Source organism: Nostoc sp. C057, assembly GCF_013393925.1.
GTDB classification, from domain to species: domain Bacteria; phylum Cyanobacteriota; class Cyanobacteriia; order Cyanobacteriales; family Nostocaceae; genus Nostoc; species Nostoc muscorum_A.
This window is the reverse complement of record NZ_CP040288.1, coordinates 232,503-254,558: the sequence shown is the minus strand read 5'-3', so window position 1 is coordinate 254,558 and position 22,056 is coordinate 232,503. Positions and strand designations below refer to the sequence as shown.

25 protein-coding genes are annotated in these 22,056 nt (G+C 41.4%); 8 read left to right on the top strand and 17 right to left on the bottom strand.

Translation table 11 applies throughout. The features are described from left to right. Positions 1-18: 18 nt before the first annotated feature. From FD724_RS35810 to FD724_RS35800, 3 genes are all read right to left on the bottom strand, one after another. Entirely contained in the window at positions 19-3,144 is a 3,126-nt protein-coding gene (locus tag FD724_RS35810) for an efflux RND transporter permease subunit (RefSeq protein ID WP_179076402.1), read from the bottom strand. A 2-nt stretch (positions 3,145-3,146) separates the two neighbouring features. Continuing rightward, positions 3,147-4,820: an efflux RND transporter periplasmic adaptor subunit gene (locus FD724_RS35805; RefSeq protein ID WP_179076401.1), complete on the bottom strand. Its 1,674-nt coding sequence runs from the start codon at positions 4,818-4,820 to the stop codon at positions 3,147-3,149. Between the two features lie 239 nt (positions 4,821-5,059). Further along, positions 5,060-5,782, bottom strand: a complete 723-nt coding sequence (locus tag FD724_RS35800) for a DUF305 domain-containing protein (protein WP_179076400.1) — start codon at positions 5,780-5,782, stop codon at positions 5,060-5,062. A gap of 181 nt (positions 5,783-5,963) precedes the next feature. Between FD724_RS35800 and FD724_RS35795 the strand changes: the two genes are divergently transcribed. Continuing rightward, positions 5,964-6,107, top strand: a complete 144-nt coding sequence (locus FD724_RS35795) for a hypothetical protein (protein ID WP_218651556.1) — start codon at positions 5,964-5,966, stop codon at positions 6,105-6,107. A gap of 211 nt (positions 6,108-6,318) precedes the next feature. On the opposite strand, the gene FD724_RS35790 is transcribed toward FD724_RS35795, so the two are convergent. Both FD724_RS35790 and FD724_RS35785 read right to left on the bottom strand, forming a co-directional pair. Next, positions 6,319-7,641, bottom strand: coding sequence for a hypothetical protein (locus FD724_RS35790; protein WP_256874716.1), 1,323 nt, complete (start codon positions 7,639-7,641; stop codon positions 6,319-6,321). Position 7,642: 1 nt separating this feature from the next. Continuing rightward, positions 7,643-7,888 (bottom strand): hypothetical protein, encoded by a 246-nt coding sequence (locus FD724_RS35785; RefSeq protein WP_100897114.1) that lies wholly within the window; start codon positions 7,886-7,888, stop codon positions 7,643-7,645. Between the two features lie 185 nt (positions 7,889-8,073). Between FD724_RS35785 and FD724_RS35780 the strand changes: the two genes are divergently transcribed. The 4 genes from FD724_RS35780 (at position 8,074) to FD724_RS35765 (ending at position 12,160) form a co-directional block, all read left to right on the top strand. Further along, positions 8,074-8,268: a heavy-metal-associated domain-containing protein gene (locus tag FD724_RS35780; RefSeq protein WP_179076398.1), complete on the top strand. Its 195-nt coding sequence runs from the start codon at positions 8,074-8,076 to the stop codon at positions 8,266-8,268. A gap of 52 nt (positions 8,269-8,320) precedes the next feature. Beyond that, positions 8,321-10,582, top strand: coding sequence for a heavy metal translocating P-type ATPase (locus FD724_RS35775; protein WP_179076397.1), 2,262 nt, complete (start codon positions 8,321-8,323; stop codon positions 10,580-10,582). A gap of 11 nt (positions 10,583-10,593) precedes the next feature. After that, positions 10,594-11,499, top strand: coding sequence for a cupredoxin domain-containing protein (locus FD724_RS35770; RefSeq protein ID WP_179076396.1), 906 nt, complete (start codon positions 10,594-10,596; stop codon positions 11,497-11,499). 247 nt (positions 11,500-11,746) lie between these two features. Then, complete coding sequence (locus FD724_RS35765; RefSeq protein WP_179076395.1) at positions 11,747-12,160, top strand: heavy metal-responsive transcriptional regulator; 414 nt, start codon at positions 11,747-11,749, stop codon at positions 12,158-12,160. A gap of 183 nt (positions 12,161-12,343) precedes the next feature. Here FD724_RS35765 and FD724_RS41365 read toward each other — a convergent pair whose 3' ends face one another. Beyond that, the gene (locus FD724_RS41365; protein ID WP_256874715.1) at positions 12,344-12,475 is read right to left on the bottom strand and encodes a hypothetical protein; all 132 of its coding nucleotides are present in this window, start codon (positions 12,473-12,475) and stop codon (positions 12,344-12,346) included. A gap of 65 nt (positions 12,476-12,540) precedes the next feature. Here FD724_RS41365 and FD724_RS35760 point away from each other — a divergent pair, with 65 nt between their 5' ends. Beyond that, positions 12,541-13,419 (top strand): hypothetical protein, encoded by an 879-nt coding sequence (locus FD724_RS35760; RefSeq protein WP_179076394.1) that lies wholly within the window; start codon positions 12,541-12,543, stop codon positions 13,417-13,419. Between the two features lie 40 nt (positions 13,420-13,459). Here the strand turns inward: FD724_RS35760 and FD724_RS41785 are convergent, their stop codons facing one another. The 9 genes from FD724_RS41785 to FD724_RS35715 form a co-directional block, all read right to left on the bottom strand. Continuing rightward, positions 13,460-13,732, bottom strand: a complete 273-nt coding sequence (locus FD724_RS41785; RefSeq protein ID WP_306297119.1) for a DUF1392 family protein — start codon at positions 13,730-13,732, stop codon at positions 13,460-13,462. A gap of 2 nt (positions 13,733-13,734) precedes the next feature. Beyond that, complete coding sequence (locus FD724_RS35750; protein WP_256874714.1) at positions 13,735-14,016, bottom strand: hypothetical protein; 282 nt, start codon at positions 14,014-14,016, stop codon at positions 13,735-13,737. Then, positions 14,013-14,378, bottom strand: a complete 366-nt coding sequence (locus FD724_RS35745; protein WP_179076393.1) for a four helix bundle protein — start codon at positions 14,376-14,378, stop codon at positions 14,013-14,015. Before FD724_RS35745 ends, FD724_RS35750 begins: the two co-directional genes overlap by 4 nt. A gap of 11 nt (positions 14,379-14,389) precedes the next feature. Next, positions 14,390-14,617, bottom strand: a complete 228-nt coding sequence (locus FD724_RS35740; protein ID WP_256874713.1) for a hypothetical protein — start codon at positions 14,615-14,617, stop codon at positions 14,390-14,392. Further along, the gene (locus tag FD724_RS35735) at positions 14,614-15,009 is read right to left on the bottom strand and encodes an ASCH domain-containing protein (RefSeq protein WP_179076392.1); all 396 of its coding nucleotides are present in this window, start codon (positions 15,007-15,009) and stop codon (positions 14,614-14,616) included. The genes FD724_RS35740 and FD724_RS35735 overlap by 4 nt, the downstream gene beginning before the upstream one ends. 5 nt (positions 15,010-15,014) lie before the next feature. Continuing rightward, positions 15,015-15,548 (bottom strand): DnaB-like helicase C-terminal domain-containing protein, encoded by a 534-nt coding sequence (locus FD724_RS35730; protein WP_179076391.1) that lies wholly within the window; start codon positions 15,546-15,548, stop codon positions 15,015-15,017. A 677-nt stretch (positions 15,549-16,225) separates the two neighbouring features. After that, complete coding sequence (locus FD724_RS35725) at positions 16,226-16,393, bottom strand: hypothetical protein (RefSeq protein WP_179076390.1); 168 nt, start codon at positions 16,391-16,393, stop codon at positions 16,226-16,228. 245 nt (positions 16,394-16,638) lie between these two features. After that, positions 16,639-18,690: a VWA domain-containing protein gene (locus FD724_RS35720; protein WP_179076389.1), complete on the bottom strand. Its 2,052-nt coding sequence runs from the start codon at positions 18,688-18,690 to the stop codon at positions 16,639-16,641. A 284-nt stretch (positions 18,691-18,974) separates the two neighbouring features. After that, a complete protein-coding gene (locus tag FD724_RS35715; protein WP_179076388.1) occupies positions 18,975-19,181 on the bottom strand; it encodes a hypothetical protein in 207 nt (68 codons plus the stop codon). A gap of 297 nt (positions 19,182-19,478) precedes the next feature. Between FD724_RS35715 and FD724_RS35710 the strand changes: the two genes are divergently transcribed. Next, a complete protein-coding gene (locus FD724_RS35710; RefSeq protein WP_179076387.1) occupies positions 19,479-19,676 on the top strand; it encodes an NblA/ycf18 family protein in 198 nt (65 codons plus the stop codon). A gap of 153 nt (positions 19,677-19,829) precedes the next feature. On the opposite strand, the gene FD724_RS35705 is transcribed toward FD724_RS35710, so the two are convergent. Next, complete coding sequence (locus FD724_RS35705) at positions 19,830-20,894, bottom strand: macro domain-containing protein (RefSeq protein ID WP_179076386.1); 1,065 nt, start codon at positions 20,892-20,894, stop codon at positions 19,830-19,832. A 52-nt stretch (positions 20,895-20,946) separates the two neighbouring features. Next, positions 20,947-21,543, bottom strand: coding sequence for a DUF4433 domain-containing protein (locus FD724_RS35700; protein WP_179076385.1), 597 nt, complete (start codon positions 21,541-21,543; stop codon positions 20,947-20,949). 171 nt (positions 21,544-21,714) lie between these two features. Between FD724_RS35700 and FD724_RS35695 the strand changes: the two genes are divergently transcribed. After that, positions 21,715-21,924: a hypothetical protein gene (locus FD724_RS35695; RefSeq protein WP_179076384.1), complete on the top strand. Its 210-nt coding sequence runs from the start codon at positions 21,715-21,717 to the stop codon at positions 21,922-21,924. Positions 21,925-22,056 lie beyond the last annotated feature (132 nt).

Genomic DNA, 22,056 nt, shown 5'->3' with positions numbered 1-22,056 from the left:
AACTTTATTGCTGATTCCTTATTGCTTAAAAACTGCTTTTGATACTTTGCCATCCTCTACAACTGACATAGTACGCTTAGGCAGCAATAACTTACCAAACTTGGCATACAAAGCAGGCAAAACTACTAATGTTAACCCCGTAGAGGTAAACAACCCACCTAACACAACTATCGAAAGTGGTTGTAAAATTTCTTTTCCAGGGCCACTCTCAACTACTAGAGGTGCTAATCCTAAAGCAGAGGTAAAAGCTGTCATCAAAATGGCATTCAGACGTTCCATTGACCCTTTAATAAGAACATCTTTAAGTGGTATACCCTCAGTAAATTTGGTGTTGTAATTATCCACAAGTAACAAACCATTGCGGGTAGCAACTCCAAATAAAGTAATAAAACCAACCAAGGAGGCAATAGAAATAACGCCGCCAGACAAAGCTACTGAAAATACTCCCCCCACTAACGCCAAAGGCAAATTAATCATAATCATGGCGGTAGAAGGGATAGATTTGACTGACAGGTACATGATGACTGTAATTGCGACAAAAGCGATTGCACTCGAAATTAAGATATTCTGAGTTGCTCTTTCTTCCGCCTCGAATTGTCCCGCATACTGGATATAGTAACCAGAGGGTGGATGTACCTGTTGCTTAACTTTAGCTTGAATTTCATTGACGATAGAGCGCAAATCTCTACCATTAGCGTTAGCAGAAACAACAATTAATCGGGATACATTCTCTCTATTTATAATATTAGGCCCAGTACCATTTTCAATTGTTGCAACCTGTGCAAGAGGAATTTTTTGACCGTTAGGAGTATCAACTAACAAATTGCGAATAGTATCCAAATTATGCCGTGCATCTGGCTTTAACCACACAGCTAAATCGAAAGTTTGTTGTTTCTCTAAAACTTGAGAGACTACTCGTCCATTGAGAGCAGTTTCAATAATTTCGGAAAGTTTGCCTACTGTTAAACCATACCGTGAAGCAGCAGGTCGGTTGAATTTAATTTGTATTTGTTCAATTGGTATTTGGGGTTCTAGTTGTAAATCTACAATCCCATTCACAGTTTTCATGACATCATCAACCTGTTGTCCAATGATGCGGAGTTGTTCTAAATCGGGGCCGAAGATTTTGACTGCGATCGCACTCCTCACTCCAGACAACACCTCATCCATACGGTGCGAGATAAAACCACCAATGTTTGGCGCTACCCCTGGTAACTTAGCAAATTCCTCCCGTAACTTCTCAATCGTCCCCTCCCTGTCTTTCATCCCTGCGTCGCTTAACTCGATATCCAAGTGTCCCAAATTCACCCCGGCTGCGTCTCCATCTCCTGGCGCACGCCCAGAACGCAATTGCACATAAGGAAATCTAGAGTCTCCCTTGAGTGCGTGCTGAAGTGTTTCACCAGCTGCATTAGTAGCTTCTAGAGAAACCCCCGGATAAAGAGTTAGAGTATTCACCAAAGTTTGTTCCTGAAACTCTGGTAAAAATATTCTGCCAAAGGAGGGGACAATTACAGCCGCAGCCACTAAACTAGCGATCGCGGCACCTATAACAATTTCAGAACGCCGCAGAGAAAATGTTAGTAGAGGAAGATACAGTCCTTTAAAAAATCTTGCTACCCAAGGTTCAGTTTCTGGCAAGCGACCATAAGGCAGTAAAATTGCACATAAAGCCGGAGTCACAGTTAATGCCGTGATACTAGAGGCTATAACTGCTGCCATATAGCCTAATCCCATTGGGATAAAAATGCTGCCTTCTACACCAGCCAAAGCAAAAACTGGCGAGAACACAACTATGGTAATGATGGTAGCTCCAAAAACCGAATCCCGTACCTCTTGACAACCGTCAAATACAACATCTAAAACTGGACGCGGGTTTGGAGAATATTTATTTTCTCGCAAGTTACGGTAGACATTCTCGGCATCGACAATCGCATCATCAACGGCTGAACCGATTGCTACTGCTAACCCTCCCAAAGTCATGGTATTTAAACCTTGTCCCAACCAATTTAGTAGTAATACTCCTAGTAATAAAGATAAAGGTAGGGCAGTTAAACAAATAGCTAAATTCCGCCAATTCATTAAAAAGGGAATTAGAATTAAGGCAACAATAATGCTGCCTTCAATTAAAGCTTCTCGAACATTTTCAATAGAAGAATCAATATAGTTTTCTTGACGAAATGTTGGGGTAACTTTGATATCTTTAGGCAATCCTGCTTGAATCTCTGACATCGCCGACTCTATGGCACGAGTGACAGTAGGAGTATCGGCTTGAGGCTGTTTATTAATCATTACAATAACTGCCTTTTGACCGTTAAAACTGCCATCACCCCGTTTAATAGCTGCACCAATTTGCACATCAGCAATATCGGAGATTTTAACAGGCGTACCATTACGAGCAGTAATCACTGATTGCTGTAATTCTTCGATAGATTCAATCCGCCCAATCCCCCGAATTAACTTTTCTCGGTCTGGAGTAATTAAATAGCCACCAGGAGCATTCACATTGGCAGCTTTGGCTGCTTGCTCTACGTCTTCTAAAGTGACATTAAAGGCTCTTAACTTCGCTGGATCGACTAATACTTGGTATTGACGAACATCACCACCATACGCCACTACTTGACTAACACCAGGCACAGCTAAAAGGCGGTTTGTCACTTGCCAATCAACAATGCGCCGCACTTCCATTAAAGGAGTGTTTTGGGAGGTAAAGGCATATTGTAATACAGTCCCAATGGGAGAGCTTGTCGGAGAAATTTGCGGAGTTTCTACCCCTGATGGCAGCTTACTTTGAGCTTGTTGTAATCGCTCTGTTACCAGTTGGCGAGCTTGATAAATATCAGTATCCCAGTTAAAAATGACTTTAACGACAGAAATTCCCGCAGCAGAGGATGAACGTACTGCTTGTACCTGCGGAGTACCGTTAATGGCACTTTCAATTGGTAAAGTTACCAGGGATTCTAATTCTTCAGGGGCGAGTCCTGGTGCTTCAGTTTGAATTTCAACTTGGGGTGGTGCAAAGCTTGGGAAAACATCCAAAGGCATTTGGATAATCGTCCGAAATATCCAAATAGTGAGGATAATTGTACCCAGGATGACTAACCAACGGCGAGCGATCGCCCACTTAATGATAGCACTGAGCATCTTTATTGTTGAGTATTTTTACTGATGATTATGACTTTTGGTTCTTCATGAGGCGCGCGGTGGTTATCATCTGAGTTTGTAGTAGAACCATTAATAGAATCTTCTGGTACATTATAGGCAAGTTCTGCCCCTACTGGAGCTAGTTGAGGCTTGCTGCGACGACCTGCCATGAAACCTACAGCAGCTATTGCAGTTCCTCCACCTGCTCCTAGCAACCACAACGGTACTGGGAAACTGGGCGTTTTAACTTCAGTCGCTTGTGCAGGAGCTTCTTTTGTCTCACCTGTTGGCTTAGTACCACCCCGCAATGATTGTGCATAAAGTTGTGGTGCGCGTTGAGTGACAATCATATCTCCTTCAAATAAGCCACTCTTAACCTCAACCATATCTCCAGAGGTTTGCCCTAAAGTCACTTCAACTGTTTGGTAAGCATTACCATTTTGCACGTAAACAACTTTCTTACCATTCGCGTCAACCACTGCTGAGGCAGGAATAGCTGAAATAGCAGAGGACGTTTGATCTGTTAAGACTTCTAGCTCGGCGAACATTCCTGGTTTGAGTTGTCCGCTTAAGTTATTCACCTCTGCTTGTACTGGTACAATTCGTGTTTCTCCTTCTACCACCGTTCCAATCCGGGAAATTCGTCCAGAAAAGGTACGATCAAGCATACTGGCTACTTTTAGAGTTACCCTTTGACCAGTTTTAACTCTAGCTAAATCTTTTTCATAAATATTAGCTGTGGCGAAAAGCCGACTATCATTGACAATCGTCATCAATTTACCACCAGCATCATTAAAAGTTTGACCGATAGTAACTTCTCTATCAGCAACCTTACCAGATATAGGAGCGGTTACTGTTACTAATCCTTTAGCATTGGGAAGGTTTCCCAGTTGAGCAAGTCGAGTTTGATAACTAGTATTACTGCGATTAATATTTGACTTTGCTAGTTGAACTGATGCTTGGGCGCGTTTAAGTTGATTTTCTGCCCCGATAACGTCCCGACGACTGTTAGCTTTGGTAAGTTCGGCTTTCGCTTGCGCTAGCTGGGTTTGAGATTCCAGAGCATTGCGACGGGGTAAAGCGCCAGCATCAGCTAACTGCTTGTCTTTGTTATACTTTTCTTGAGCAAAATCAACTTGACTCTGTGCTTGGGCAATTTCAGAGTCAGCTATTTGTTGATATCTTTGGTAATTTTGTTGAGCCAGTCTTAAGTCAGCTTGGGCCAATTGTAAATCAGCTTGACCTTGTGCTAATTTGTCCTGAGATTCCACACGTAATGTCACCAAGCCTGGACTAGTAACTATAGCAACAGGTTGACCAAGCTTTACTGATGCACCAGGTTCCACCAACAATTCAACAACTTTCGCCCCTTCAATTGGGGTGGTCACTTCTACTTTTTGGTTAGGAAGAGTCTCTATTTGTCCAGTGGTTTTAATGCCAATGGCTAGCCGCTGACGTTGGACAGGCTCGACCTTAATTCCTAAACGTTTGGCTGTGTCGGCATCAACCTGAATAGAACTATTAGTTGAAGTAGCTTCACTTGCTCCTTGAAACTCGTCTCCATGCCCACCATGAGCCAGGACAACTGCGGGACTTGCTAATAACAACAGGCTCAGGAATGTGCCAGAGACACAACGAATTACTATAGGTGTTTGGGAGCGTAGAGAATTAGACATCGCTACTAAAAGTCCTTGAGTATGGGACGGATGAAATTGTGAACGGTCAAAGTGCTTTTAAGTTTTAGAAATACACTCTTTTACCAGTCTTTCATTTAGAAATGAAATTAGGATGAAATCAAGCTTTGACCCCTCTTAAAATCAAATCGCTCTAAACATTGCTGGGATTTAATTGCAGCAAATATTTCCTGTCTATTAGCTTTGCATACTTGCTTTATGCTTCACACAGACACTTTTGCTTACTGGTTATACCAAGTTTTTCGCCACTGTTTCATTTGGTTAATCTCTGTTTGTTGTGAATCAATGATACTTTGAGCTAATTTCTTGATTTCAGGGCGCTTAGACTTACTCAATGCATCTTGAGCCATTGTAATTGCACTTTCATGATGGGGAATCATTGCATTTATGAACCGCAAGTCAAACTCAGCATTGGCGGCTCCTAAGTCCATATTCATCATCATGCCTTGCATTTGTTCGTGAGGCATTGCGACTGTTTTACCTGTTTTCGCATCATAAGCCACTGGGGTACTGCTGGCGGAGGGATACCAAGCTGTGCGCCACTGTTTTAGCTGGGCGATTTCTTTATCTTGATCTTTAATAATTTCCGAAGCCAGCTTTTTGAGTTCAGGGCGTTTTGATTTTTGCTGTGCAACATTTGCCATCTCCACTGCTCCTTGATGGTGCGGAGTCATCGCATCAATAAAACGCAAATCATAATTAGCATCGGCTGAACCTAAATCCATTGACATGTTATGGTTCATCGTGCCACTACCATGATTCATCATGCTCCCATCGTGGTTCATCGGTTGCTTGTCGCTAGTATCAGTGGCGGTGGTAGTAGTGTTTGATGCTTGGTTTCGGGAAGTAGTTGTAGAACAGGCTGTTAACAGGCCGATAGGAACAGAGGCGATCGCTACTAAGGTCAATGACAAAAAGCTGTTTTTCAGAGTAGAAAGTTGCATAGTGATTATCTAAATATTTCCTAATTTTATTTTGCAATCTCCAGTTAACTGGGGAGTCAACCCTTTAGGTGATTTATTTTTTCCGAGGTAATAAAATCACCTAAGTAACTGGTTGCTTACAATGCAACTATGGTAATTACTACATAGTTTGGCAGATGAAGATGAAATTAGGATGAAATTAATGCGATCGTCGAAACAGAAGCTCCTAACCCAGCTACCACTAAATTTTCTACCAGATGTTGAGCGATTGCTCTTAACACTACTCACCCACTTTATTTTACTTTCCCTGTCCGATGTAGCTATGAGCCTCAGCGATCGGGATTAGTTTGACTTGATTCTGAACGTAAGTATCTATAGTTAGGAACAGCACAAAACATTTTTCTTGTACTACTGAAGTCGAATATGAGCAGCGAAGCTTAATCTCAGTTGTGTAAGAAAAATAAATCCTACTCTATAAGGGCTACAGCCTAGAGATTTATTTTTTATATGGCTGAAGCCTAGGGTGTTGACTTTGTGAGAAATTATCTCAAAAGTTTTCATGCAGTTTCTGTGTCGTCATTTGAAGCAAAAAACACAGTTCTTCTCTTTGAAAGCATAGATCGACCAAAAACTTCAAGAGACCAAGCTTCAAGATCAATATACCGAACTGTTTCTAAGGCAAGTTTTACACCAGATCCTGTCAACTTCATAGTAGATAAAGAAATGCTCAAAATCATCTGACCTATCTGTTTAAGAGGACATCGAGCAGAAAACTGTTTATATTTGCCAAAAAGTGATTCAATCACATCAGAAGTTGCAAGAATTGTATGCCCTGACTGAATTTGAGAGCTTTCAATTGTCAAATATTCTGTAATTTTTAGTTGAAAGTTAACTAAAGAATTAGTTCCCATTGATAACTGCTGTAAATTCAAAAAGCTGCTTGATTGTTCGTTAAGTCCACAATTTTTTAGTTGGGTCTCTACAGTTCGAGTCATTTTGACCATCAGCTTCCAAATGCTGAGTGATTCTTGATAATTGATTAACCATCCTAATTTATCTTTTAATTTCTGCTGTAAAACGGAAGAATCAATATTTGGTAAAAGTTCTACTATTGTGTCTACTGGAGATTCTAAAATTTTAGTAGCCCAATTAATCAACCTTTCAATATTAAAATAACGACATTGTGAACGTTGAGATGGGGGAGATAAAAAAGATAACTCTGTTTGTTGTAGTTGTTGCCGACATCGTGTACATTGCTGGGTAAAAGACTGGTATTTTTCATCTGCTACTAACTCATGCTTGAGCAATAAAGCCATTGCATGAGTCACATCATAGGTGTAAATTACTTCCGAATATTTTTCTTGGTACAACTTGATTCCTTTTTGGATGTCACTGCCGTGGTCAGCGATTATTTGTATTGGACGACCAACTTTTTTCGTTAGTTCAGAGAGTTTTTGCTCGATTATCTCTCCCCTCGTTGAACACATAATTTCTAATGCAAGAAGTTCAACATCTTGATGTCTTAATCCTCGTTTTAAAGGAAAAATTTCTGATTCAAGTTGTTGTTGTGAAACTCCCAAAACTACAAAAGCTTTTTCTGCTCCTAGTTCTACAGTCAAATCTACAATAAAGATCCAATCGCTTCGATATTCTTTTTCTCTGTTGAGTTCGTATAGCCCAATTCGTCCTAACCATTTTCTAATACTACTAAAGCTTGGAGTCCCCTGTTCGGAAAAATCAACGTACAACTCAAAAGTTTTCTCAACTCCTCGCAAACTAGTGCCACAATTGATAACTTGTTGTACTGATATTTGAATTGTTTCGACTGAATAATGATGTCCCTTCGCTATCTGAGTAAGAGCCTGTCCACTTGTTTCCAAACTAGCTAGAGCGCTTGTAACTATCTCTTTTTTTTTCGTCCTCTATCTCAATATTCTGTTTGAGTAGCTTTGATTCAGCAATTTTTGCTCTGCTTTTCCAATAGTCTCGTGAGGCTGATAAATCTCTGACTTTTATTTCTAATGCTCTAAGTTTTTTCTGTTTTTCCAAAGCTCTCTCTTTCCAATTGTCTCGACCGTTACGAAACAATCTTGCTAATCGGCTGGTTGGGCTTTTAAACTCTTGCATTAACTTTTATGCAACTACGTACTTCTTGCATGAAAATTTACCACCTTAAAACCCTTAGAGTCAACACCCTAGCTGAAGCCATTCCAAGTTTCTAACCAGAGGCTAAAAAAATTTTCTTCGCCCTCTTGACTCTCCAGTGGAATGGAGATTTCACAATAGAATTAGTTCATAAAAGGAAAGTATTGATGACACTCCAACTAATAGTTCCTGACATGGCTTGTTCTGCTTGTGGAGAAACGATTACAAAAGCCATCCAAGCAGTTGACCCCACGGCTAAGGTTGAGGCCGATCCGAAAACTAAGCTAGTCAGAATCGAAACTCAGACAACCGAAGCAGCAGTACAAGAAGCAATTACATCTGCTGGCTATTCGGTCGCATGACATTGAACTTTCCCATTTTGTTAAAACAACTGAGTGTTAAGGAGCCAGAAGAATGGAAACAGTCACACTTAAACTGCGTGGCATGAGTTGTGCTTCTTGTGCCAGCAGCATTGAAGGCGCGATTAATTCTGTCCCCGGTGTTAACGAATCTATCGTTAATTTTGGAGCAGAACAGGCAACAGTTGAATATGACCCTAAAAGAACTGATTTAGAAGCCATTCAAGAGGCAGTGGATGCAGCCGGTTACTCTGCCTACCCACTCCAACAACAAAATCTGATGACGGGAGAAGATGATGCTGAAAAAAGACATCGCTTAAGAGAATCCCGCGATTTAATGCGAAAAGTGACGGTAGGGGGCATCATTAGCATTGTATTGGTCATTGGGTCACTGCCAATAATGACAGGGTTGCACTTACCCTTTATCCCAGCATGGTTGCATAATCCTTGGGTGCAGTTGATACTTACTACCCCAGTACAGTTCTGGTGTGGTTATTCTTTCTACATCAATGGTTGGAAAGCTTTAAAACGCCATGCTGCCACAATGGATACCTTAATCGCTTTGAGTACAAGTGCAGCGTATTTTTATTCGCTATTTCCAACTTTATTCCCCAGCTTTTTCATTAATCAGGGGTTAACACCAGATGTATATTATGAAACTGCTGCTGTTGTCATCACCCTGATTTTGCTAGGAAGACTATTTGAGAATCGTGCTAGAGGGCAAACTTCAGAAGCTATCCGCAAGCTGATTGGTTTACAAGCTAAAACAGCGCGTTTGATTCGTAATGGACGAGAAGTAGATGTCCCAATTGAAGAAGTGCAGATTGGAGATGTGATACTGGTTCGTCCTGGCGAGAAGATTCCTGTTGATGGGGAAGTGATTGAGGGAGCATCCACAATTGATGAAGCGATGGTGACAGGGGAAAGTTTGCCTGTTAAAAAGCAACTAGGCGATGAAGTGATTGGAGCTACCATTAACAAAACTGGAAGTTTCAAGTTTCGGGCGACACGAGTCGGAAGTGATACTGTGTTGGCGCAGATTGTCCAATTAGTACAGCAGGCACAGGGTTCTAAAGCCCCAATTCAAAGATTAGCAGACCAAGTAACTGGATGGTTTGTACCTGCGGTGATTGCGATCGCACTGCTCACTTTCATCATTTGGTTTAATTTTACAGGTAACGTGACTTTGGCGCTGATTACCACGGTTGGGGTACTAATTATCGCCTGTCCTTGTGCGTTGGGTTTAGCCACACCAACTTCTGTAATGGTAGGAACGGGTAAAGGTGCAGAAAATGGTATTTTGATTAAAGGTGCCGAAAGCTTAGAACTGGCGCACAAAATTCAAACAATAGTACTAGATAAAACTGGAACCATCACTCAAGGTAAACCAACAGTTACGGATTTTGTCACCGTCAATGGTACTGCTAATGGTAATGAGATGAAGTTGGTGCAACTTACGGCATCTGTGGAACGCAATTCTGAACATCCGTTGGCAGAAGCTGTTGTCAAATACGCCCAATCTCAAGAAGTGGAATTAGTTCCGGTCAAGGAATTTGAGGCAATTACAGGCAGTGGTGTACAGGGTATAGTTTCTGGTCATCTTGTGCAAATTGGTACGCAACGATGGATGTCAGAATTAGGCATTGATGCCCAAGCCTTACAACAAGATAAAGAGCGTTTGGAGTATCTAGGTAAAACTGCGATTTGGATTACTGTTGACGGACAAATTCAAGGATTGATGGGTATTTCTGATGCTATTAAACCTACCTCCATACAGGCAATTCGCGCTTTGCAAAAACTGGGTTTAGAGGTAGTTATGCTCACAGGTGATAATTACCGTACCGCAGAAACCATTGCTCGTGAAGTTGGTATCAAGCGTGTTTTGGCAGAAGTTCGCCCCGACCAAAAAGCTGCTACAGTGCAGAAATTGCAATCGGAAGGAAAGATTGTCGCAATGGTAGGTGATGGTATTAATGATGCACCAGCCCTAGCCCAAGCCGATGTGGGAATGGCAATTGGCACCGGGACAGACGTAGCGATCGCAGCTAGTGACATCACACTCATCTCCGGTGACTTGCGAAGCATTGTCACTGCCATTCAACTCAGCCGCGCTACGATTCGTAACATTCGTCAAAACCTATTTTTTGCTTTCATTTACAACGTTGCCGGCATTCCAATTGCCGCTGGTATTCTGTTCCCTATTTTTGGTTGGTTGCTTAACCCGATCATTGCAGGTGCAGCAATGGCATTTAGCTCGGTTTCGGTGGTTACAAATGCCCTACGTCTGCGTAAATTTCAAGCTAAACCATTAGCATAAGGAGGTAGTAAATGTTGAGTAAAGCAATTCTTGGCACTATAGTAAGCTTGGCATTGTCATTCAGTGTTGCCTTGGATAAAGTAGTTGCACAGATGAATCATGAAATGCCAGCTACCGAGCAATCGCAGACAGATCAATTCCGCCGCATTGAGCAACCATTCTGGGTAAAAAGTGCAGTTACAACAGTCGGCTTGGGGTTAGTCGGATTAGAAATTTGGTGGTTTCTCCTAAGTAAACCAAAGTCCCAAAAAGCCGAAGCCCATGATGGTATTCAAGAAATTGATATTACTGTAGATGGAGGCTACGAACCTAGTCGAATTCTAGTCAATGCAGGTCAAAGAGTCCGCCTTAATTTCCTACGTCGTGACCCTAGTAGTTGTCTTGAAGAAATACGCCTACCTGATTTCCATATCGCCAAAAATCTACCACTTAACGAAGTCACACCCATTGAGTTCACATCCGACAAACCAGGTACTTATACCTTCAACTGCGGTATGAATATGTTCCGAGGAGTGATAGAAGTTCAACCTCCTGACTCGACTGCAAAAGTAACCCCAGTAACTATTTCTCAAGCTACTCACCATATTCAACCAGAGCTTTCTGTGCCTACAGAGTCAGCAACAAAAGCAGTGAAAACACTAGAAGGTACTCAAGAAGCGACTGTTACGGTTGAAAAGGGTTATAAACCGGAGCGAGTAATTGTAGAGGCGGGACAACCAGTAAGATTGGACTTCCAACGTCACAATTTGAGCAAGTGTTTTGATAAATTGCTAATACCGGACTTTGACTTAGCCGTTGACCTTGTTCCTAACCAAACCACTTCAGTGGAATTTACTCCTAAGTATCATGGTGAATATCAGTTCACCTGCGGGATGAAAATGTATCGTGGTGTTGTGGAAGTAAAGCCTGCCACATAATCCAGTAGCAAATAATTAGCAAGATGATCCTGTTCCCACTTGACTCTCCAGCTAACTGGAGAGTTTAAGATAAGGTAAATAAACCTAGAGTGGTAAAACTTGCTAGAGTAGATTTTTCATGATTGAAATAGGCGTAAATAGGTAAACCAAAATTTTCAATAATAACGAATTTACTACGTTTAAGTTTTTGCTCTAGCTAGTTTTGCCACTCTAGAAATAAACTTATTTAACATGAGAGCAGCTAAATATGTTAGTCCAAGAAGCGCCAAAACTCATTGGTAATGTTGCCAAGTCTAGCGGTGTACCAATTAAAACTATTCGCTACTATGAGGAGCTAGGTCTACTCAGGTCATTAGGGAGAACCGAGGGTGGATTTAGATTATTTAACTCTGATGTTTTGGAGCGACTGCACTTTATCAAACGTGCCCAAAGTCTGGGATTGACTTTATCAGAAATTAAGGATTTTTTGAATGTTCACGACGGAGGTGAATTACCATGCGTACATATAAAAGCTAAACTGCAAGATAAGATAACAGCCATTGATGAACAAATTCAGCAATTACTTATTCTGAGAGAAGAATTATCAGGGCTAGTTTCTGGTTGGGAGACAATACCTGAAAATCCCGAACAAACAATTTGTCCTATTATTGAAAGAAATTAAACAATCAAGCTGTCCGTTTGATTTTTGTCAGCATATCAACGCATTAATCTAAGTTGATATGCTGATTTTATATTGATATAAATTATTTATAAATAAATTAGTTGTTTTTTCAGTTTTACCTCTTGTCTCTCCAGCTTACGGGAGAGATTAAACTAATTTTAGTTGAGTAGATTAATTGTATATCTACTCAACGATTTTCAGAAAATCTAGTGACGACATGGCAGAATTAACAAGTTTATCTACAGTTGCTTGCCTAATTGTCAGTTTAATATTAGCACCTTGGCAACTAAAAGTTGTGGTTCTAATGCTTGGCATATTAACTCCCCAGACGAATTCAGACTTTTGAATAACTTAAATTATTAAAAAATGGAGCAAAATCAATGAATCGATTTCTGAATGCAATTGCTATAACTACTACTTTGATACTGGCTCAAAGTTGCTCCTTATTAGTTAGAGACGAAGGCAAACCAATATCTGCTGCCACACATCAGCATCAAGAACATTCGATGGGTGAGATAAATCACAGAGAACATTTAACAAGTGGCGCGGGTGATCAGAAGAAAGTATTTACTCTGGCAAAGCTCAAAGTTCCAAGTATTATTACCCCCAATAAGAGTATTCCGATATTGATTGATGTTCAAGATTTGGATGGGAAAGAGATTGCAAATTTTGACATTTTTCAAGAAAAATTAATGCACCTCATTCTTGTCAGTGATGATCTTCAGTTTTTCAATCATCTTCATCCCATATATAAAGAAAATGGGCAATTTGAAGTTACAGCCCGTTTTCCGCAAGCAGGCGGTTACACATTTTTTAGCGACTACAAACCTGCTGGTCAAGCGGAACAAGTTTCAGTATTGAAAACACAAGTTACTGGAAACAGTATTGCATCTCCAGAAATTGACCTAAATCGCAATAAAACGTTTAATGATACTAAAGTCAATCTCGTTGTTTCTGAACCCACTGTGAAAGTAGGTAAAGAAGTCAGCATCATGTTTAAATTACAAGATGCTTTTAACAATCAGCCGCTTACAGACTTGCAGCCTTACTTGGGAGAAAGAGGACATTTAGTCATCTTACGGCAGTCAACTCCATTGAACGCTTACGATTATGTTCATGCCCATGCGCTAAAAGATGCCCCTGTTGGACAGGTTCATTTTATGGCTAGTTTTCCTCAACCAGGAAAGTATAAGCTCTGGGGTCAGTTTAATCGCAATGGCAAAATCGTCACAGCTGATTTTTGGATAAATGCTGTTTAATTATAGAGACTTTAGAATGACTTTAGTTTCTCGTAGACTACTAACTTAACAGAATAATTGAAAGTAAAAAAATGAACATCAGTACAGGTGTTAAGACAGTATTGAGTGGAGCCGTAGCTAGTTTTGCATTGCTTACGTTAACCACTACCGCTTCCTTTGCCACTCTACACCGCAACAGTAACCGAAAGATTTGGTGGTAGTGAGTAGTGACGTAGACTTTCTCCAACAGGGAAACTTCTAAGGGAGGAATCTCTTTTCCCCAAGGTGGTGAAACATACCAGCAAGTTTCTAAAGTTTGGACAAGGTTAATCATGCTTATGCCTCCTGACAGGACAATAGATGCCACAAATAATCAATCCGTTTCCAAGCGATCGCAGCTTGCCTTGGAGAACAACTCAAGCCATAAGCATGACGGGCATCATAATTACCCTTAATTCCCTTGGCTACTCCAACGGGAATCCCAAAAGCCACCTCACGAATGCCGGGTTGATAGCTTCGGTCTTCATGAGAGAGCCGTACTTGCGTAATCTGATTTCCAATTTGGTCTGCCCAGGGGGTCAAACCAATTCGCAATTCGCAATTCGCAATTAATTTCATTGCTTGATTTTCTCTTTAACTTTTCGAGTAGATGCAACTAAGATTTTTCCAATTTCTCTAGTTTCTTGAAGTAAGGATTCAAACTTGTTTTTATCAACCAATTCTGCCTCGATTAATATTTCTAACCAATATTCAGTCTCTCTTTCTTCTTTAAGCGCAATTTCTAATTTGCTCAGAAAATCTTTATCAAATTGGGCAGATTGAGCTTCTTTAACGTTTGCACCTATAGAAGTACCACTTCGGAGTAACTGTTTTGATAATGTTCGACAAACTCCGGGTTTTTCATCTAAAAAAGTACAAGCTTTAACTATTCTTATTGCCAAAGCTTTCGTTCTATCAGCAATACTAATTTTTTGATTCATTTCTTTTACTCCTAGTTAATAATTGCGAATTGCGAATTGCGAATTGATTCTTGGCAGTGGTAGTTAGTAATATCTGCGTGGATTGGAATTCCTGGTTGTTCATGGCGCAATTGTGATTGAGAATAAGGGGAGATTTCGACAAATTGCTGGACTCGGAATTTGTGGGATAGACCTGCGGCTGATATTCCGTGGTGGCAGAGTCCGCCGATACCGGAGAAAAGAGAAACGACTGATTTCATGAGGCGATCGCACTCCTGACCAGTTCATCAGGTACTTCAAAAATTCCCAACCGCCCAATGTAAGGAATTGGTGTGATTTCTCGCGGATTCTCCAGCTTCCAATGATATTGCCCAGGCATTCCCCAGCCAGACGCAACTTGTGAGAACCGGCAGTCAACTATTGTGACAATACCGATAACTTGACCGCGACGTAAAGAGATTAACTCTGGGATTACTACCCCCATGCTTTGACAAAATTCTTTCGCTAACTGGTACTCTTTCTTGGTACAGGTTTTTGCAGCGTGAATCAGAATGTCGCCGCGATAATGAATGGGCCAGCCTCGGTTTTCAATATTTTTGAGAGCATAAATTATTGCCCATGCCCAAGGCTGACGAACAGATAGCGCTTTCATGGGTTTTAATAGTTGGATTTAGCTAAGTTCTTAAACTGTCCAAATCGCTCGTCAAATAAGAGATTAACAGTCGTCTCACTACTAAATCGACTTTTCAAAACTGAAACTTCAAAAATGCCTTTTTGGGTAGTCTGCTTGTCGTAGTAATCTTCTCGGTATAAACCCAACATCACAGCAGCTTCTTGTTCAAATCCTCCAGATTCTCGAAAATCAGCTTTGGTTGGACGCTTTTCGGAGCGGGAATCAACTTCTCTTTTTAATTGCGCCAAACCCAAGACAGCGCAATTGAATTGTTTAGCGATCGCTCTGAGTTGTTTCAAGATGGAGTCGATTTCTTGTACACGATTTTCGCCACGTTCACGGCGCATTGGTTCAATCAACTGCACATAATCCACAATCACCAAACTGACTGACCTGCAACGAGCTTGTATATCTTGCATATCACCCTTGATTTGTGAGGTGGTGATTACAAGGTTGTCATTCGCTTGTTTGACAACAAGAGTGCTGATTGATTCAAAATCCAATTGAAAAATGTTCAAATCTGCTTACATTTCTCCACTGTTATAGCGGTCTGTTATATGCTGTTTAATTGCTGCTTTTGATAATCCAGTAGTCAGATGAATGTAAACTGATGATGTGATTTTTAAGGGCTACTGTAACTATCGCTTTCATTCTTGTTATCCTAGAAATGCAAGAGTGTTTTAGTGTGGCGATTGTTACTTATTAAGCGGCAGTCGCTTTTTACTTTGATTGTCAGAAACCTTGAAATTACAGTACTTTTGTCATGTGTTTAGTACTCGCTAAATAAGTCTTTTTTATCACAAATGATTTCAAGATATTGCTAGTTGCTTGACTAAGTGAAAAGAAAGCTTTTGATGTTAAATATTGGTAATATTTGATGCTTTGCTAAGAACTTGGATCTTTAGATGAGCGTTCGCTACTGTGGTGGAAGTGTTGGCTCTATAGCCTTCCTCAAGACAGGACACACTGTTCGGATTCGGGCATCCTACAGCAGGTGTTGGTGGGCGAAAAATAATTTTCTTTGACCAAGCCCTGACTTTCTTGACGATTGCAAAGGTCTGGGTTTGAGAGCTACAGTCGAATGGCACTAAGAAAACCTGAAACCTTTGTCTGAGGGAGGTGTGGGGAGTGTGGGAGGATGAGGAAGAAATCTGGCTCCCCACACTCAAAAGCCAGTTAAATCAAGGGTTTGCGCTTAACAAGCGTGCCATTCGGTATTTCCCTTACCAGTGACATCTGCTATTTGGGATGAAACGTTTCCCGTGGTTTGATCTACTGAACCGAAAGAAAATAGAACGTTATTGGTGCTAGGTGAGGAAGTTTTAGCAATGTTAGCTACTGTAGTATAGCTAACTAACATCATGGCAAATTTGCTTCCTGCCGTTATCAAAAACTGCTGTGGATCTTTATACTTGAATTTGGACTAAGTAGAACAGGTGGGAAAAACCAAACTATGTTAATAAAAGTAAAGTGGACTAAAACCCTCTTTCCTCCTGCCTTCTGCCCCCTGCCTCCTGCCTGAACCTGATGATAGATATTCACACCGACTTACTTATGAGCGATCGCAGATAAAAAAAGAAGTGCAATGGTAGGTCAAAGCAATTCAAATTATTTCCTCGTAATCAACCCCCTAGATTGCTCCACCAAGCGAATAAACTCACCTCGATAGCCCTCCTGGTCTTCTCCCTTCCCTTGAGTTGCCAATTCCATTACCAAATCATAATTAGCATTCCCCTTATACTCAGAGTCACGCAGCACCATCCCAAAGGTCGCCACCGCCGCAGCAAATCTCAGGTTGGTGGAGGGGTCGGCTCTCAAATCATCATCTTGGATGGTTTGGGTAATTAGTTGACTGGTGTTGTCCTGGGGCAACTTATAGCGCAGTTGTACCTGCATCAATTCATTGCCGCCAGCATCCGCGGCAGTTTCAGCAGAACGCTGATACCGCAATGGGTCTAATGTAGGCAGTTTCACATCGCTCTTCATGCCAGTGGGAATTATTTCATAAAGCGCTGTCACAGAATGACCAGCCCCAATATCACCTGCATCTTTCTTATCGTCATTGAAATCCTGGTTTTGCAGCAAGCGGTTTTCGTAACCAATCAAGCGATATGCCTGAACTTTCGCTGGATTAAACTCCACTTGAATTTTCACATCCTTGGCAATGGTAAACAGAGTTCCCCTCAAATCGTTAACTAAAACCTTTTTGGCTTCCAATAGGGTATCGATGTAAGCGTAGTTGCCGTTACCCTTATCAGCCAGTTGCTCCATTTTTCCGTCCTTATAGTTGCCAGTACCAAATCCCAACACCGTCAGGAAAATTCCCTGATCTCGCTTCTGTTCAATTAATCGCGTCAGGTCGGCATCACTGGAAACCCCGACATTAAAATCTCCATCGGTAGCTAGAATTACTCTATTATTACCAGACTTAAGGAAGCTTTGTTTAGCTATCTTGTAGGCCAGTTCAATGCCCTGACCGCCAGCAGTGGAGCCTCCAGCTTCTAAGCGGTCAATCGCCGCCAGAATTGTTGATTTTTGACTACCAGGAGTAGCAGGTAATACTAATCCAGCATTGCCAGCATAAACTACCAAACTTACCCGGTCTTCAGGACGTAGTTTATTTACCAGCAATTTCAGGGACTGTTGCACCAACGGTAATTTGTTGGGGTCATCCATAGAACCGGAGACATCAATCAGAAATACTAAGTTGCTGGGTGGTAAGGTTTCACTCTCTAAGCGTTTACCTTGCAAACCCACCTGTACCAGCTTGTGTTGAGGATTCCAGGGAGCAGCAGCAACTTCAGTGGTGACAGAAAAAGGGCGATTGTCTTTAGGTTGGGGATAATTGTAGTTAAAATAGTTGATTAGTTCTTCAATTCGCACTGCATCCTTGGGTGGTAATTCTCCTTGAGTAATAAAGCGTCGCACGTTGCTGTAAGATGCTGTATCTGCATCAATGGAAAAGGTGGAAAGGGGGTCATTACCGACGCGATGAAAGGGATTATCCTCAATTCGGTTGTAGTTTTCTGTATTAAATCTTCTACCTGTTTGTGGCTCTGGGGCAACCCCTCCCCTAATTCCACCAGCTTGGGTTTTAGGTATGTACGCACGGTTAACAACTTGATTCTGCACAGATGAGCCAGACGAAATACTAAGGGATGGAGCCGTAGGTAAGGGTTGAGTCTTTCGGGTAGACTCGTCTTGAGTACGTTCTCTGGGAGCCTGAGTAGGAGTAGAATCTTGCAATTCATCTATCTGACTTCTTAGGGTTGCTAACTCCGGTGCGAATTCGGACTGCAAGCGTTGCAAAGTTTTCATATCCGCTTCGGTAACTATCTTGGGATCAGTCGCTATTAGCTCATTGCTCCGATTCACACAGGTATTCAAGACTGTGGCAAACTCAGTCCGGGTTATCGCAACTGTACCAAAGTTTTGAACGGAGACGACACAACTATACTTTTGTATAAATGCCTGGAGTGTTTGGTAGTCAGGATGATTAGGTAGAATGGAGGTTGTTGGTGTAGAACTCTTAGGAGTCTGATTGACTGGAACCGCAACCGTACCAGACTGACGTAATGCAATTCCTACTGACGGTATCAATAACAACAGTGCTACAATACTGACTCGCTGCCACATTTTGGACGGAATCGGGTAAGACATGGCTAAATCCTCACACTAAATTTGTGTATTGGCTCAAAACCTCGTGGGATGTGTGGAAGCTTTGTCTCTTTAGACTAGGGTTGCTGACATTTGAAGTTTCCACTTACCTAGAATAGTCTTGAGTAGCCTGGGATTTCATAACCGTTGCAGTTTTGGTAACTGTAGTTGATCGAATCCCTTTGCACACATGGCACTGCCTCAAAATTTACGTGCTGGCAGACGCGATTTTAACAGAATTAGTGGGGCGATGAGCAGGAGCCTGGAGTACATTTATTGTTGATTACTTAAGCAGGCATATCCAAGTGTATTGGGAGGAACTGACCTTTTAGCGATCGCAATCTGTGCCGAAAAATCACCCCATCCATCCATTCAGTCCACTGTGGGGCATCTGCCACCAGTTGAGCAAACTTTTGAGGGTCAACATCCTCAAACTCCAGCATCGCGCCTCGACGCTCACCACTCTTGCCCAAAAAAATAATTGTATTGCCCATCTCTTCTTTTGAGCGATGGCGCTGTTTCGCCCGCCTTAAGAGTGATCGCCAGTCGCAAGCAGAGGCTAAAAATGCTTTTAAAAACCTCAAACTAGGAAAATTGAGGACTTAGGTTTTTATTTGGGTTGCCACAGTGGAGTGATATCAAGGTTTCCAGCAGCAGATACGGCATTTCTAACCTACATCGGTACGGCTTACACCCCTTTGATTTTTGTAAAGTTATCGTAACATTTATTTATATAAAGCAATATTTGCTTACATAAGCAAACTCAAATAAAAGAGTAGGTAATAAAAGTGATGAATCAACCTATTGAATTATCTTTAGAACAAGAATTTAGCCTGAGAACTTTTTCTGATCAAGTGCAGCAGATGTCCCGTGAACAAGCTCAAGAATTTTTGCAGATGCTGTATAAGCAGATGATGATAAGGGAAAAGACTTACCAAGAATTGCTCAAACATGAGTGGGAACTTGATTCCGGTTCAGTCTTGGGCTAAAACAAACCTTGCGAAGTCAACTGTAGAAAGAGCCAACACTGTCCAGTCCAAGGTGCAGGTTTACAGTCTATTGACCAATTGCACTGCGCTTCAATCTGACAGCTAGCATCTAATGTCCAATCCTTTTGGGCCCCACGTTTCCCTGTCTCACGGTTAATGCGAATCAGAAACTTTAACATTTAACCAATTTTGCTGATCTAAACGTTGCCAAGCCTTGCGAATATGTTGAGGCTTAAAAAGAGTACGTTTTCTCTCATTCCACTCATGCACTAAGGATATAGCCTGTTCGCTATCTTGGGCAGGGCTGGCTTCCTTGGTTGCAACCCAATGGACTGTAGCCAGCAATTCCATACCATAGGGTGTTTCAAAACCATATATGAGCTTGCTAACTTGCTCTAACCGCGCCTGGGCATCTGGTGTAGTGGCTAAAAATACTTGTGCTGCAACTCTTGCTGCTGGTAATACATAAATTTCAGCACTGTCAGCTTTGCTAGTTCCATCACCGTAGCCCCGAATGTAGTGTCCTTCAATATGTTTTAAAACATGATTCAGGTTATGAGCGTAGGGGCCATATCTATCTTTTACATAATTAAGCTTCAAGGTTTCCCCCGCTTCTTGCAAGAGATAGCCTAGTTTTTGGATTTCTAGCTTGGTCAATTCATAACCCGGAATACCGTACAGTTCTAAGAGGTGGATGATGATGGCACGTCCACGGGTCATGTTGGGTATTTTAGTCGCAACAGGCATTTTTTCACCAGTTGGTGCGCCTGTCGGTTCAAAAATAATTACCTGCACTTCTGGGAGTTGGGCAAAGGCTGATTCTATCAAGGGTTTCACTTGTATCCAATCTAAACCACCGTTGCCGCATCCTAATGGAGGAATGGCAATTGAGGTGATGCTTAGTTGCTTTACTTGAGTGACTAAAGCCAGCAGTCCACTTTTGATGTCTTCTATTTTTGATTTTCCTTTCCAGTGGCGCTTGGTAGGGAAATTAATGATATACCGGGGATTAAATAGACTTCCTGTGGCTACAGTAAACATTTGTCCTGGTTGTACTTCCTTGGCACGACAGGCTTTTTCGTATTGGCGGAAGTTTTCAGGATAGGCTTGCTTAAATTGCAAGGCGATACCTTTGCCCATTATACCGACACAATTAACGGTATTAACTAGGGCTTCAGCGTTTTCTTCTAATAGGTTGCCTTGCTTAATTTCAATCATCTCTCTTAACTGTCTTAACAGTAATAGAATTGTACATTTTAAGGAAATAAATTTAGTAGTACCAATTAGAGTAAACCTTAATTGGGGTCTGAATATTAAATTTCTGTAATATTTCTCTAACTTTTGTTTGCATTGTCAAGTTGATTACACCAATTTCTTTAATTAGGTTCCAAGGACAAAATTCATATAATAAAAATTCCGCTTGCCGTCTGCATTTACGGTTGGGATTATCTGAGGTATTAAACCAGTATCTTGACTCCATTAATTCCCAATCAATTACATCTTCTAAAGCATTAAGATCATCATAAAAGTCAGCATAAGCCATAATGGCATGTCCGTCTGTAAATGCGAAAGCTATTTGGGAATCTACTATTGTTTCTATTTGAGAAACTAGATGAATAATTGGCTTTTGTCCTCCACTGTAACCATCGACATTACGGTTGTGGATGGCGCAGAGCATGGGAGAGTGTGGAGCAAAATAAAAGGGTACGTAATCATGTAAATATCCGCCTGCGCCACAGGGGACTGGGGTTATGGCTCGTCTATCTTGGATGTTTTCATGAGCGATATCAAGATAGTTTCTTTGTTTTTGTCTCAGCCTACTATTTGCTATTAAACCATTTGATTTGAGGATGGAGGGTAAATTCATCGATATGGGTGATGTGATAAATAGGCGTAGCCATCAATTTATCTTTTATAACTGTGTAGAATGGAATTAAATAATGTCCCGCCTGTAGGAACATTCCACTTTCTGGACAACAAATCAAAGCTAATTAACCAAATGCCATAGTCTGTGAATAGGCGTGAGCTTTGTGAGGGCATGAACTACACACTACACTGCCACCAGTCAACTGCACAACGCCTACGCTTTAGCTATTTTACCGGAGAGCCAATCTTTGTGATTAATAGGTATGAGCTTGATGACAAGATGACCTACACCGCTTCTAGCCAATCGCACACTACAGACCTACACCCATCAGCAAAGTTAACCCAAAGAAGAGCCACTGCCCCTTCAGACCCATTCCAGTAAGGCTCACCATCAGCAACGCCAATTTTGGAGACTAACTGTTGGTAGAAGGAGCCAACGCTATTTTGCGTACAAAGAATGCTTAAGCTATAGGTTTTTCAGGAATTTGGTATTTGAGTTGTGAATCTATATAAT

Excerpts from the sequence above, each read along its gene's own strand:
- FD724_RS35765 (WP_179076395.1), top strand. The coding sequence starts at position 11,747 with ATGTTAGTCCAAGAAGCGCCAAAACTCATTGGTAATGTTGCCAAGTCT.
- FD724_RS35810 (WP_179076402.1), bottom strand. The coding sequence starts at position 3,144 with ATGCTCAGTGCTATCATTAAGTGGGCGATCGCTCGCCGTTGGTTAGTC.
- FD724_RS35715 (WP_179076388.1), bottom strand. The coding sequence starts at position 19,181 with ATGGGCAATACAATTATTTTTTTGGGCAAGAGTGGTGAGCGTCGAGGC.
- FD724_RS35705 (WP_179076386.1), bottom strand. The coding sequence starts at position 20,894 with ATGATTGAAATTAAGCAAGGCAACCTATTAGAAGAAAACGCTGAAGCC.
- FD724_RS35740 (WP_256874713.1), bottom strand. The coding sequence starts at position 14,617 with ATGAAATCAGTCGTTTCTCTTTTCTCCGGTATCGGCGGACTCTGCCAC.
- FD724_RS35760 (WP_179076394.1), top strand. The coding sequence starts at position 12,541 with ATGAATCGATTTCTGAATGCAATTGCTATAACTACTACTTTGATACTG.
- FD724_RS35805 (WP_179076401.1), bottom strand. The coding sequence starts at position 4,820 with ATGTCTAATTCTCTACGCTCCCAAACACCTATAGTAATTCGTTGTGTC.
- FD724_RS35800 (WP_179076400.1), bottom strand. The coding sequence starts at position 5,782 with ATGCAACTTTCTACTCTGAAAAACAGCTTTTTGTCATTGACCTTAGTA.
- FD724_RS35780 (WP_179076398.1), top strand. The coding sequence starts at position 8,074 with ATGACACTCCAACTAATAGTTCCTGACATGGCTTGTTCTGCTTGTGGA.
- FD724_RS35720 (WP_179076389.1), bottom strand. The coding sequence starts at position 18,690 with ATGTCTTACCCGATTCCGTCCAAAATGTGGCAGCGAGTCAGTATTGTA.
- FD724_RS41785 (WP_306297119.1), bottom strand. The coding sequence starts at position 13,732 with ATGATTAACCTTGTCCAAACTTTAGAAACTTGCTGGTATGTTTCACCA.
- FD724_RS35775 (WP_179076397.1), top strand. The coding sequence starts at position 8,321 with ATGGAAACAGTCACACTTAAACTGCGTGGCATGAGTTGTGCTTCTTGT.
- FD724_RS35735 (WP_179076392.1), bottom strand. The coding sequence starts at position 15,009 with ATGAAAGCGCTATCTGTTCGTCAGCCTTGGGCATGGGCAATAATTTAT.
- FD724_RS35700 (WP_179076385.1), bottom strand. The coding sequence starts at position 21,543 with ATGAATTTACCCTCCATCCTCAAATCAAATGGTTTAATAGCAAATAGT.
- FD724_RS35795 (WP_218651556.1), top strand. The coding sequence starts at position 5,964 with ATGCGATCGTCGAAACAGAAGCTCCTAACCCAGCTACCACTAAATTTT.
- FD724_RS35770 (WP_179076396.1), top strand. The coding sequence starts at position 10,594 with ATGTTGAGTAAAGCAATTCTTGGCACTATAGTAAGCTTGGCATTGTCA.
- FD724_RS35750 (WP_256874714.1), bottom strand. The coding sequence starts at position 14,016 with ATGAAATTAATTGCGAATTGCGAATTGCGAATTGGTTTGACCCCCTGG.
- FD724_RS35695 (WP_179076384.1), top strand. The coding sequence starts at position 21,715 with ATGAACTACACACTACACTGCCACCAGTCAACTGCACAACGCCTACGC.
- FD724_RS35710 (WP_179076387.1), top strand. The coding sequence starts at position 19,479 with ATGAATCAACCTATTGAATTATCTTTAGAACAAGAATTTAGCCTGAGA.
- FD724_RS41365 (WP_256874715.1), bottom strand. The coding sequence starts at position 12,475 with ATGCCAAGCATTAGAACCACAACTTTTAGTTGCCAAGGTGCTAATATT.
- FD724_RS35725 (WP_179076390.1), bottom strand. The coding sequence starts at position 16,393 with ATGATGTTAGTTAGCTATACTACAGTAGCTAACATTGCTAAAACTTCC.
- FD724_RS35785 (WP_100897114.1), bottom strand. The coding sequence starts at position 7,888 with ATGCAAGAGTTTAAAAGCCCAACCAGCCGATTAGCAAGATTGTTTCGT.
- FD724_RS35745 (WP_179076393.1), bottom strand. The coding sequence starts at position 14,378 with ATGAATCAAAAAATTAGTATTGCTGATAGAACGAAAGCTTTGGCAATA.